At 35.5% G+C, this 11,994-nt stretch carries 12 protein-coding genes; 5 read left to right on the forward strand and 7 right to left on the reverse strand.

Translation table 11 applies throughout. The features are described 5' to 3' along the window. Window positions 1-72: 72 nt before the first annotated feature. From T513_RS0107050 to fmt, 7 genes are all read right to left on the reverse strand, one after another. Entirely contained in the window at window positions 73-492 is a 420-nt protein-coding gene (locus tag T513_RS0107050) for an aspartate carbamoyltransferase regulatory subunit (protein WP_031589560.1), read from the reverse strand. Beyond that, entirely contained in the window at window positions 489-1,424 is a 936-nt protein-coding gene (gene pyrB / locus T513_RS0107055) for an aspartate carbamoyltransferase (protein ID WP_029070051.1), read from the reverse strand. Before pyrB ends, T513_RS0107050 begins: the two co-directional genes overlap by 4 nt. 93 nt (window positions 1,425-1,517) lie before the next feature. Next, complete coding sequence (locus T513_RS0107060; RefSeq protein WP_031589562.1) at window positions 1,518-2,171, reverse strand: hypothetical protein; 654 nt, start codon at window positions 2,169-2,171, stop codon at window positions 1,518-1,520. Window positions 2,172-2,173: 2 nt separating this feature from the next. Then, complete coding sequence (locus T513_RS0107065) at window positions 2,174-2,845, reverse strand: TIGR00266 family protein (RefSeq protein ID WP_029070047.1); 672 nt, start codon at window positions 2,843-2,845, stop codon at window positions 2,174-2,176. Between the two features lie 15 nt (window positions 2,846-2,860). Then, entirely contained in the window at window positions 2,861-3,697 is an 837-nt protein-coding gene (locus T513_RS0107070; RefSeq protein ID WP_031589563.1) for a Cof-type HAD-IIB family hydrolase, read from the reverse strand. A 95-nt stretch (window positions 3,698-3,792) separates the two neighbouring features. Then, the gene (locus tag T513_RS0107075; RefSeq protein ID WP_031589564.1) at window positions 3,793-5,091 is read right to left on the reverse strand and encodes a pyrimidine-nucleoside phosphorylase; all 1,299 of its coding nucleotides are present in this window, start codon (window positions 5,089-5,091) and stop codon (window positions 3,793-3,795) included. An 8-nt stretch (window positions 5,092-5,099) separates the two neighbouring features. Next, entirely contained in the window at window positions 5,100-6,050 is a 951-nt protein-coding gene (fmt, locus tag T513_RS0107080; protein ID WP_031589565.1) for a methionyl-tRNA formyltransferase, read from the reverse strand. A gap of 120 nt (window positions 6,051-6,170) precedes the next feature. On the opposite strand from fmt, the gene T513_RS0107085 reads away from it, so the two are divergent. The 5 genes from T513_RS0107085 to T513_RS12195 form a co-directional block, all read left to right on the forward strand. After that, window positions 6,171-8,393, forward strand: coding sequence for a clostripain-related cysteine peptidase (locus T513_RS0107085; RefSeq protein ID WP_031589566.1), 2,223 nt, complete (start codon window positions 6,171-6,173; stop codon window positions 8,391-8,393). A gap of 94 nt (window positions 8,394-8,487) precedes the next feature. Further along, window positions 8,488-8,751: a 30S ribosomal protein S20 gene (gene rpsT, locus T513_RS0107090; protein ID WP_029070042.1), complete on the forward strand. Its 264-nt coding sequence runs from the start codon at window positions 8,488-8,490 to the stop codon at window positions 8,749-8,751. A gap of 69 nt (window positions 8,752-8,820) precedes the next feature. Next, window positions 8,821-10,614, forward strand: a complete 1,794-nt coding sequence (pepF, locus tag T513_RS0107095; protein WP_031589567.1) for an oligoendopeptidase F — start codon at window positions 8,821-8,823, stop codon at window positions 10,612-10,614. Continuing rightward, window positions 10,601-11,704, forward strand: coding sequence for a flavodoxin-dependent (E)-4-hydroxy-3-methylbut-2-enyl-diphosphate synthase (gene ispG, locus T513_RS0107100; protein WP_051654415.1), 1,104 nt, complete (start codon window positions 10,601-10,603; stop codon window positions 11,702-11,704). Before pepF ends, ispG begins: the two co-directional genes overlap by 14 nt. 33 nt (window positions 11,705-11,737) lie before the next feature. Further along, the coding region (locus T513_RS12195) for a transposase (protein WP_479691148.1) at window positions 11,738-11,994 on the forward strand (257 nt) is incomplete at its 3' end.

Below are 11,994 nucleotides of genomic sequence, written 5' to 3' on the forward strand. Positions count from 1 at the left end.
TTATCTTATCATTATTGATATTTGAAATACATTCATTTGCTTAAAAGCAAAAAAACAAGGCTTGCGCCTTGTTTATTTTGTGACTTTTGTATCACAGTAGATACAGCGATAGATCTGTTTTTCTCTATTAGCTAAATAGAATTCCTGATCTAATCCTCTTTCTACTGATGTGATACATCTTGGGTTTTTACATTTTTCTACATTGATGATTCTTTCTGGCAATGCTAAATGTTTCTTTTCTGCTGTTTTTCCATCTTTGATATAGGAAACAGTAATGTTGTGATCGATGTATCCTAATACATCTAAATCTATATCAAAATCATTATCAATCTTTAAGATATCTTTCTTTCCCATCTTATTGCTGCTGACATTTTTTAAAATCGCAACACTGCAATCAAGTTTATCTAGCTTTAAGGCATCGTAAACTTCCATAACTTTTCCTGCTGTAATATGATCTAATACAATTCCGTTGACAATGCTATCTACTTTCATAATCTTTCCACCTCATGATCTAATGATAATAATGTAAGAATAAGTGCCATTCGTACATAACGTCCATTTTCTACCTGTTTGAAGTAGCATGCTCTTGGATCATCATCTACTTCAGTTGAGATTTCATTCACTCTAGGCAATGGGTGCATGATTGTTAAATCTTTTTTAGCTAGTTCTAGTTTATTTAGATCTAAGATATACGTATCTCTTAAACGTAGATAATCTTGTTCATTGAAGAATCGTTCCTGCTGTACTCTTGTCATATAGAGAATATCAAGTTCTCCCATGACTTCTTCCATAGTACGAACTTCTTTATATTCTAAATGCTTAGCATCTAAAAGATCTTCTTTTAAATATTCAGGAAGCTTAAGTTCTTCTGGTGAAATGAAGACGAATTTTACACCTTCATATCGCGATAAAGCTTTTAACAATGAATGAACAGTACGTCCAAACTTAAGATCTCCACAGAATCCTACTGTTAAATTGTTAAGTCTTCCCTTTTCTCTTTGAATTGTCAGCAAGTCAGTCAAAGTCTGCGTTGGATGGTTATGTCCCCCATCTCCAGCATTGATAAGTGGAACCTTGCTACGACGCATAGCAACACGAGGTGCCCCTTCTTTTGGATGTCTCATCGCAATAATGTCACTATAGCAAGATACTGTCCAGATTGTATCAGTTACAGATTCACCCTTTGTAGCTGAAGATACATTGGCATTTGGGAACCCTAATACACTACCGCCAAGTGAAAGCATGGCACTCTCAAATGAAAGTCTTGTTCTCGTACTTGGTTCAAAAAATAGCGTCGCAAGAATCTTGTGTTTCGCTACATCCTGATATCGTGTGCGATCTTTCATGATATCGTTCGCTAAATCTAATAAGTCGGATATTTCTTCTACAGAAAGATCCATTGGATCAATAATTGATTTTTTCATTTTGTCTACTCTCCCCCGATGACATTATACACTAAATAGTGTGTTATACATAAAAAAATCGACAAATTAAAAAGAGAAGGAAATATCCTTCTCTTATTCAATGTTATCAATCATATTCAACAGCAATTCTTTGTTGTAATCACCATCAATCAATAATTCATTATAACAGTTATAATAATATACTAAATCTTCATCTGCTTCTTTTTTTGTTTCAAATAAAGCATAAGCATTTTCATCATCGTCACCATCCTGGTATTCTTCTTCAATCAAGGCATAGCGATACATCTGTTCACCAAAGGTGATAAGCTTTCTTAAAGAATTGTTATAGGCAGTGATGTTTTCTTCCAATAGATAATTACGACATTCTTCTTTTATTTCATTGATATCTAAGATGTCTTCTTCAAAAGGATATTCACTATATCCTTCATAGTCATTAAGTTCTTTTAATTGACTTGCGACTTCTTCAAAATGAGAAAGAGTATTGTCATAGAGTTCTACTTCCTCTTCATCTAGTGGAAATGATGAATATGTCAAAGATGCAATGAGCTCATTAATAGAAAAAATGGTTGCAAGATGTGCAGAATCATACTGTTCTAAAAAAGCATGCCCATAGATTGTCGCAATCTTTCCTGTCATTTCATATGCTTCCTTAAGCTGAATGGCAGTAAGTTTTTTTGATCTTATGGCTGTTTCTAGAAAACTTACAAACTGATTTCTAACATCCAATGCCATCTCTAAATAAACCATTTTTATTTTCCTGATGCAGGCGCCATCAAGGCACGAAGTGAAGAAATAGGCATTGTCTGAATAATGACATGACCTGGTCCTGTAATGACTGTATTAAAGAAGCCTTCTCCTCCAAGCATCTTGTTCTTTAAGCCTTTGACAGTCTGGATGTCCATTGAACATGTGGCATCCATTGCTGCTAGATAACCACTATCAATGATAATCTGCTGACCTGGTTCAAGATCATATTCAATAGCTGAACCATCAATTTCCATAAACAATAATCCAGGTCCAGTATATTTGCTCATAATGAATCCTTCTCCACCGAATAATCCAGTAGAAAGACGACGAGCTAAGAATGTTTCTCTTGCTACACTATCTGTACTTGCTAAAAATGATGACTTCTGTAAAATGATGGACTGTCCAGGAGCAAGTTCAAGTGCTCTGATTTCACCTGCAAATGATGAAGAAAAAGCAATCATGCCATCATTTTGGGCAGTATATCTATTTAAGAATAAAGTTTCTCCAGAAAAAGCACGTCCTAAAGCCTTCCCAAGTCCTCCATTGCTTGTTGTTTCCATGTTGATGCCTGGTGACATATATGCCATTGCTCCCGCATCACTCAACATTGTTTCTCCTCTTTGAAGCTGCAATTCAACAACCGGAAATGGCTTTCCCTTAATTTCATATCTCATTGTCTATTCCTCCTCTTATAAATTAAGTTGCTCTAACGCTTTAGCTATACCATCCTGATCGGGATCATCAAATTGATATTGAGCAAGCTTTTTCAATTTATCCGATGCTTTCTTTGACACGACACCAATGTGACAAAGATCTATCATCTGATAATCGTTCATAGAATCTCCAAAAGCAATCGTATCTTCAACGCTTCCACCTAATTCATCAAGTACTCTTTTAATGCCATCAGCTTTTGTACAATCTTTAAGAATGATTTCTCCATCAATGATTTTACTTCCCTTTTTAGAGAATGTTACGACATTAAAATGATCGACAAGATATTTCACTATGTCCAAGAATAAGTAACGATCCGTTGCTACAAAAGCAATCTTAGTTACCCCCGTTTCACTCACATTAAATGCGCTCATTGGCAAACGGTTTTCTTTTTGTCTTCTCACTTCAAAATATCTTTTCATTTCAGGATTATCGCCAAATTCCTTCTGATGTCTTGCATCAAAGTACTCATTAATTCCCGGTGTCTGATAAATAGCGTTTTCTGTTTCCAATGCAAAACGTACCTTATGGTTCATAAAGAGTGTCATAACTTCCTGTAGGACAGTTGTATCCATATAGTTCTTAAAGATATACTTCCCATTAACACTTACAAATCCACCTGCACTTGCAATAAAGCCATCAGCAGGTACATGTTCAAGATTCCCACCTACAATGGATACAGGGGCACGTCCTGTACATATAAATATCTTATGACCTTTCTTTTTTATTTTTTGCATTTCTTCAATCGTTCTTTCAGTAACGTAGCGTGATTTACCAAATAAGGTACCATCTACATCAAAAAACAGATACTTCATGTTTTATCCTCCTATATTCCCATTATACAAAAAATATGCTTTTTATTCACTTATTATCTTTTTTTAAAAAAAACCAATTACAAAACGTAATTGGTTTATAATGTTTCTTCTACAATATTAGGCTTTTTAACAGTCTGACTTGTTAAATGATAAGCTGAAATAATCTCCTCTCTCAACTCATCACTCAATCCTGTATTGGTATAGACTGAAAGCAGTGATTCTCCTTGCTTGACATAATCTCCAATTTTCTTATGTAGAACAAGTCCCACTGAATGATCGATGACATCATCGACAGTAGCACGTCCTCCACCAAGTTTCATGGAAACAAGACCAAGTGTCAATGCTTCTAGATCTTCAATATATCCTTCTTTAGAAGAAGTCACTTCAATGACTTCTTTTACTTCTTTAAATTTACTTGGATCAGTAATGTAAGAACCATCTCCACCTTGTGCTTCAACCATCTTCTTAAAGACATTTAATGCACTCTTATCTTCAATGACTTTATGAAGCATCTCTTTCGCTTCTTCTCTTGAAGAGGCCACATGTGCCATCATAAGCATTGTTTCTCCTTCTTCAAAACATAAGGATGTAAAATCTTCTGGTCCTTCCCCATTTAAAGTAGCGATAGCTTCCTTGACTTCCAAAGCATTGCCAATCGCATTTCCTAATGGCTGATTCATATTAGAAATAGTCGCTCTTGTATCTTTGCCAAGATGTTTTCCTATTTCAATCATTGTTTTAGCAAGAACTCTTGCATCTTCGATTGTTTTCATGAAAGCACCATCACCATATTTTACATCTAGCAAAATGCCATCAGCGCCCGCTGCAAGTTTCTTTGACATAATAGAAGAAGCAATAAGAGGAATAGAATTCACTGTTCCTGTTACATCTCTTAAGGCATACATCTTCTTGTCAGCTGGTACAAGACTGCCAGTCTGTCCAATGATAGAAAAATGCATTTCATTGACTTGCTTAATAAAATCTTTTTCTTCAATCGCAATACTTAATCCTGGGATAGATTCAAGCTTATCTAAAGTTCCTCCCGTATGACCAAGTCCTCTACCGCTCATTTTAGCAACAGGGACTCCGCAGGCTGCCACCATTGGACCAACGGCCAATGATGTCTTGTCTCCTACTCCACCGGTTGAATGTTTATCAATCTTGATACCTTTTATTTCACTTAAGTCCAAGACATCACCACTATGCATCATTTCTAATGTCAATGTAGCAATTTCTTCAGCTGTCATTCCTTTAAAATAGACAGCCATCATCCAAGCACTCATCTGATAATCAGGAATGTCTCCTTTTACATAGCCATCAATAATGAAATGAATTTCTTCTTTTGATAAAGCTTCTCCATTTTTCTTTTTTTCAATCAAGTCAACCATTCTCATATTATCACCTACTCAAATTTCTGGCCCACTTCAAAGATGCTTTTTCCATTAAGGTAATCTTGTACACTCATACGTTTCTTTCCAGCTACCTGTAATTCAGTAATGAGATAGATTCCATCTTCTGCTTTCACACCAATGGCATCCTTAAATATTTTTACAATTGTACCATTGTCTTCTTGTCCATGATGTCTCATAGCATTTTCACACTGATGAATCTTACCACTCCATAATTTTACACGTGTACCCTGATAGGTAGTAAAGCATCCAGGCCATGGATTTAGTCCTCTCACTTTATTAAAAATATCTCTTGTGGAATGATTCCAATCCAGTCTTTCATCTTCTCTTGAAATAATTGGAGAAATAGTAACAAGTTCTGGATCTTGTGGAATTCTTTTATTTGTTCCTTCTAATATTGAAGGTAATGTCTCCTTTAACAGCTCTGCACCCATAACAGCCAAGCGATCATAAAGAATACCTACTGTATCTTCATCACTGATTGGTGTTTCACTTTGTGAGATAATATCTCCGGCATCCATTTTTTCTGCCATATACATAATTGTAACACCGGTCTTTTCATCATTTTCAATGATAGCACGATGTACTGGTGCCCCACCACGATGACGCGGCAACAATGAGGCATGCACATTGATACATCCTAATTCAGGAGCATCAAGTACTGCAGTTGGGACAATCTGTCCATAGGCAGCAGTGATGATAAGATCTGGTTTAAGATCTAATACACCCTGATAATCTTTCTTGATTCTTTCTGGCTGTACAACAGGAATATTATGTTCTAAAGCAACCGTCTTTACATCGCTTGAAGTAAGAATCTTTTTTCTTCCTACTGGACGATCTGGCTGTGTAACAACCCCGACAATATTATAGTTTTCCTTAATTAACATTTCTAAAACTTCTTTAGAAAAAGAAGCTGTACCCATAAATACAATTCTTTTATTCATATGACCCTCTCTTTCTGCACATTTCATTATAACATAAAGGTATTCTTTGAGAAGAGAATACGTGGAAATGAATATTTCTCAATGATATAATAAAGATAAAATTGAAAGGATGATGAAATTATGAATAATAGGCCTAGAAGTCGTGAAAAAAATGTAACGTCCGGAGGCGGTAATGCTTTTGAACGTACATCCTCACGCTCTTCTCTTCCCATTGGTGAAAAGAAATCACTGCCAGCCATTCTGATGGTTGTATTAGCCATGATACTAGGTGGCGGAGGTTTCTCTTTATCTTCTCTATTAGGTGGTACACAGCCCACTTACACTGACTCCTCTTCCACTACTTCATGGAGTCAAGGTGATGCTGATATGTCTAGCATCAATACAAATGTGGATCCCGCCTCTCGCAGCAAATATGCCAATATCATCGGTGGAGGACAGGACCAGGTAACAGTTATGGTCTATATGTGCGGTTCTGATCTTGAATCGAGAAGCGGTATGGCAACTAAGGATCTTCAGGAAATGGCAAATGCGACCTTAAGCAATAAGGTCAGATTGCTTGTCTATACCGGTGGGGCTTCACGTTGGCAAAACAATGTTGTGAGCAGCTCTACCAATCAGATCTATGAAGTCAAGAACGGTCAGTTCAGTCGTGTTGTTGATAATGATGGCAATCGCGCTATGAGTGATCCTGCTACATTAACACGTTTTATTAAGTATGCCTCAACAAACTATGAAGCCAATCGCTATCAGCTGATCTTCTGGGATCATGGAGGAGGCTCTGTTTCTGGCTTTGGCTATGATGAAAAACATCAGCGTCCGGCTATGAATCTTGCAGAAATTGATTCAGCCTTAACTAATGCCAATGTGAAATTTGATTTCATTGGCTTTGATGCCTGTCTTATGGCTACTGTAGAAAATGCCCAGATGCTTTCTAAACATGCGGACTATCTTATTGGTTCTGAAGAAACAGAACCAGGTACAGGATGGTACTATACAGATTGGCTTACACGTCTTTCTACTAATTCATCTACAACTACATTAAATATTGGAAAAATGATTGCAGATGACTATATGAGTCATAATAAAGGCAACTATAATACAACATTATCCATTGTGGATCTCTCTGAATTATCTAAGACATTAACTTCCCCATTTAATGATTTTGCCAAGAGCATCAATTCAATGATGCAGACAGATAAAAAAACTGACGTCATGAATGCCCGTATGAAATCACGTGAGTTTGCCCAGACCAATAGAATTGATCAGATTGATCTTAGTGATTTTGCTGGTCGTATTAATAATGATGAAGGCAGCAAGCTATCTTCGGTTATTAAAAGTGCAATCAAATATAATCGTACGAACATGATGAACGCCTACGGTCTTTCTATCTTCTTCCCACAAAGTCGTACCAACAAGATTGACAGCATGGTAGATACCTATTCCAAGATTGGCGTTAGCGATGAGTATTCAAAGGCCATCCAGAATGCTGGTACTCTTGTCAGTGCTGGACAGAGTGTCCAGGGTGGAGACAGCGGTTCCTTTGGACAATTGTTGCAGAGTCTAGCTGGCAGTGAGACTTCTGGTCAATTGGCAATGCAAATGCTGACACAGATGCTAAGTGGACAGAATCTGAATATTTCTGGATTAAGCAATAGAAATACTAAATTTATTAGGGAATCTACTTTATCTAAGGATAATTTAACGCAGTATGTGAAATCTCATCAATTAGATAACAAGAAGCTTAACTGGGTCAATGAAGATGGCAAGAAGAAGCTCAAGCTTTCTGAATCAGAATGGAAGATGATACAAAAGGTTGATCTTAATATCTTCTATAAGTACAATAATGGCTACTTTAATCTAGGAGAAGACAATATCTTCAAGTTTGATAATGATGGCAATATGATTGCTGATGAAGATGGTACATGGCTGGCAATTAATGGACAAGTTGTGCCTTATTATCATGTCTCTACGCAAGAAAAAGATGATGATTATACTATCATCGGATATGTGCCTTGTCGTATTAATGGAGTAAGAAACAACTTGATTCTTTCTTTTACTGATGAGAACCCTAAAGGAAAGATCATCGGTGCTTCTACAATCTATAATTCATCTACTACAGAAACGAATCCGAAGATAAATACAACGCTAAAACAAGGTGATCGTATTGATCTTCTTTGTGAATATATAGAAGGAAATAAAAAAAGCTTGAAAGTATTTGGCAATATGTTATCCTACTCAAAGGATATAAAAATATCCGATGTGAAAATAGGTGATAATAAGATGATTCGTACATATCATATTACTGATCTCTATAATCACTCTCATTACACGCAAAGCTATTAAAAAAAGCATGTATTTGGGAATCAAAAAAAGTATTGCATTCACATTATAATTTTGATAAAATACAAAAGCAAACGAAAGGACGAGGTGAATTAATATGGCAAACATGAAACAGCAGATTAAAAGATATAAAAATGCTGATAAGAAGCATGCAGTTAATGTAGCATTCAAGTCTTCTTTAAAAACTTCTATCAAGAAAACAGTTAATGCTATCGAAGCTGGCAACAAAGAAGAAGCAGTTGCATTATTCAACGCTACTGTAAGCAAATTAGATTCTTCAGTTTCTAAAGGCATCCATCATAAAAACTATGCTAGTAGACAGAAATCTAAATTACAGAAGAAAATCAACGCTCTTGGATAATTCCAAGAGTTTTTCTTTTTGACTCTTCTTTACCTCCATGTATACAATAGTATCAGGAGGTTTTTTTATATGGAAAGACTAGATGTCCCAGTAAATGAGACTTGGGATCTTACACTGATTTATAAAAACAAGGATGAATTTTTTGAAGATGAAAAAAGAGCACAATCTCTTCTTTCTTCATTAAGAGAAAGAAAAGATTGTTTTACGAAGTCTAAAGAAGACTTCCACACCTTCTATGAAGATTATGTTACTCTTTCTCGTCTTTTATCTGAGATGTATGAGTATGCTCATCTTAATACTGATGTTGAACCTGGTAATCAGGATTATCAGCTATTGCTTTCACATATTTTGACTTTGTTTGATCAATTTGAGAATAATCTTGATTTTATGAATGTAGAGATTATTAAGAATAAAGAGGCTATTGAAAAATATCTAGAAGATAACTCTTTTGATCTTTATCGTTATCAGATTAAACAGATTCTTCGTGAAGAAAAACATATGCTAAGTCAAGAGATGGAAACATTGCTTTCTAAGATGTCCCCTATTGCCAATACGGGAGAACAGATTTTTGACGCGCTTCGTCTTGAATATGAAGATGTGATTGTGGATGGTGAAAGAAAAACATTAAATAGTGCGACACTTAATGAATTTTTAAAGAACCCTTCTCAGGAAGTAAGAAAACAGGCTTATGAGCAGTTCTACAAGGAATATAAGCGTTATGAGAATGTCTTTGCCTTAACGCTTGCTGATTGTATGAAGAAAGATGCATTCTATGCTGATGTGCGTCATTTTAATGATCCTCTTGACTATTCTTTATGGGATGATGATGTACCTAGAGAATTATTCTATAAGATCTTAGATAAAGCCAATAAAGACTATCGTCCTTTATTCCATCGTTATAATAAGCTTAAGAAAGAGTTGCTTAAATTAGATACTCTTTATAACTATGATTTATTTACTCCTTTAGTAAAGCCTAGTGTTAAGCGTTATTCTATTGATGAATGTTTTAATATTATTCTTGATGTTACTTCTGTTTTTGGTGAAGAGTATACTGATATCATCAAGAAGGCACGTGATGAAAGATGGATTGATTATCATCCTACAAAAGGAAAAGCAACAGGTGCTTATTCTGCTGGATGTTATGATACTAAACCTTATATTCTTACTAACTTTATCGGTGATTATGATTCACTTTCTACCTTGATTCATGAATTAGGTCACAGCTGTCATACTTATCTTTCTTGCAAGTACCAGGATCCTGCTAATAGTGATTATCGTATTTTTGTGGCAGAGGTGGCTTCTACTGTCAATGAAACTTTACTTATTAACCATATGATCAGCCATGCTAAAAGTGATGAAGAGAAAGCCTACTTCCTTTATGAATTCTTAGAAAACTGCGTTGGTCTTATTTTCCGTCAGCCAATGTATGCACAGTTTGAAGATACTCTTCATCAGTGGGCAAAAGATCATATTCCAATGAATGCTTCTAAGATTACTTCACTTTATGATAAAATAAATAAGGAATACTATGGAGAAGATGTAACCAATAATCAATATGTAGGTCATTCTTGCTTCTATATTCCTCATTTCTATTATAATTATTATGTCTATAAATATACGTTAGGCATGACTGTTGCTTTAGCAATTGTGTCTCGTATATTAAATCATGATTCTCAACAGGTTGAACAATACTTATCTTTCTTGAAATCAGGAGGATCTATGTCCCCTATTGATTTATTAAAGAAAGCTGGTGTTGATCCACTTGATGATAAGATCTATGATGATGCATTCCACTATTTCGAACATCTATTAAATATGTTTGAAGAGATTATGAAAAGAGGCGAAAAAGATGTTAAGGAATAAGACACGAAGTGTACGTGTAGGAAATTTAACAATCGGTGGCAATGATCATGTTGTCATTCAATCTATGTGCAATACAAAAACAAAAAATGTCAAGGCAACTGTTGAACAGATTAAACGTCTAGAAGATGCTGGATGTGAACTTGTAAGATTGGCTGTCTTTGATCAGACTGATGCTAAAGCAATCAAGGATATCAAGGAACAGGTTTCTATTCCACTTGTTGCGGATATTCATTTTGATTATCGTTTAGCTCTTACAGCCATTGAATCTGGTATTGATAAGATTCGTATCAATCCTGGAAACATTGGGAATATTGACCATACAAGAGCTGTTGTAGAAGCCTGCAAGAAGAAACATATTCCCATTCGTATCGGTGTAAACAGCGGTTCTATTGAAAAAGATATTTTAAAAAAATATGGCAAGCCAACTGCAGAAGGCATGATTGTAAGTGCCATGAAGCATGTTCAGATTCTTGAAGATCTTGATTTCCATGATATTGTGATCTCATTGAAATCTTCTAATACATTAATGACTATTCAGGCCTATGAATTAGCAGCTAAGACTTTTGATTATCCTTTACATGTAGGTGTCACTGAAGCTGGAACTGCACTTGGTGGTACAATCAAGTCAGCTTTTGGTATTGGCAACATTCTTTATCAGGGAATTGGCAATACGATCCGTGTTTCTTTAAGTGATGATCCAGTGGAAGAAATCAAGGTCGCTAAAACCTTACTTAAAGAATTAGGTTTAGCAAAAAATGTTCCTACATTGGTATCTTGTCCAACATGTGGTCGTATTCAATATGATATGATTCCTATTACAAGAGAGATTGAATCTTTCTTAAATGACATTCACGCTGATATAACAGTGGCTATCATGGGATGTGCAGTCAATGGTCCTGGTGAAGCAAAGAACGCTGATATCGCTATTGCTGGTGGTGTTGGTGAAGGTCTTTTAATTAAAAAAGGTGAAATTATTAGAAAAGTGAAACAAGAAGATATGGCTGAAGAACTTAAAAAAGAAATTCTTGCTATGGTAAGAGGCTGTAACGAAATAAAATACAGTAAAAAAAGTGGCGTACTCACTATTTAGTGAGTGCAGCCACTTTTTTGGTATAATTAGGTTATGAGTTACAAGAATATAAAAGAACCTAATTACAGTAATTATTATAACCTATATCAGATGTGTTTGCCACTTAATCTTGAATATGTTCTTGATGAAGATGATGAACTGTTCTCGTTCCTGAAAGCGATAGGAGGAATTGATTTTTCAAGCTACATGAAAAAGAACGAGACCAGAGGACGTAAAGGACATGATAACTTCAGGATGCTTAAGGCTATTCTTTTTGCCTACATGCAGCACGGAAAGCCTTCTCTAAGAAA

It is taken from the genome of Kandleria vitulina DSM 20405, from assembly GCF_000702065.1.
Lineage (GTDB): Bacteria > Bacillota_I > Bacilli_A > Erysipelotrichales > Coprobacillaceae > Kandleria > Kandleria vitulina.

Coding starts and splice junctions, on each gene's coding strand:
- pyrB (WP_029070051.1), bottom strand. CDS start 1,424: ATGAAAAAATCAATTATTGATCCAATGGATCTTTCTGTAGAAGAAATA.
- T513_RS0107050 (WP_031589560.1), bottom strand. CDS start 492: ATGAAAGTAGATAGCATTGTCAACGGAATTGTATTAGATCATATTACA.
- T513_RS0107070 (WP_031589563.1), bottom strand. CDS start 3,697: ATGAAGTATCTGTTTTTTGATGTAGATGGTACCTTATTTGGTAAATCA.
- pepF (WP_031589567.1), top strand. CDS start 8,821: ATGGAAAGACTAGATGTCCCAGTAAATGAGACTTGGGATCTTACACTG.
- T513_RS0107060 (WP_031589562.1), bottom strand. CDS start 2,171: ATGGTTTATTTAGAGATGGCATTGGATGTTAGAAATCAGTTTGTAAGT.
- T513_RS0107075 (WP_031589564.1), bottom strand. CDS start 5,091: ATGAGAATGGTTGACTTGATTGAAAAAAAGAAAAATGGAGAAGCTTTA.
- rpsT (WP_029070042.1), top strand. CDS start 8,488: ATGGCAAACATGAAACAGCAGATTAAAAGATATAAAAATGCTGATAAG.
- fmt (WP_031589565.1), bottom strand. CDS start 6,050: ATGAATAAAAGAATTGTATTTATGGGTACAGCTTCTTTTTCTAAAGAA.
- ispG (WP_051654415.1), top strand. CDS start 10,601: ATGTTAAGGAATAAGACACGAAGTGTACGTGTAGGAAATTTAACAATC.
- T513_RS0107085 (WP_031589566.1), top strand. CDS start 6,171: ATGAATAATAGGCCTAGAAGTCGTGAAAAAAATGTAACGTCCGGAGGC.
- T513_RS0107065 (WP_029070047.1), bottom strand. CDS start 2,845: ATGAGATATGAAATTAAGGGAAAGCCATTTCCGGTTGTTGAATTGCAG.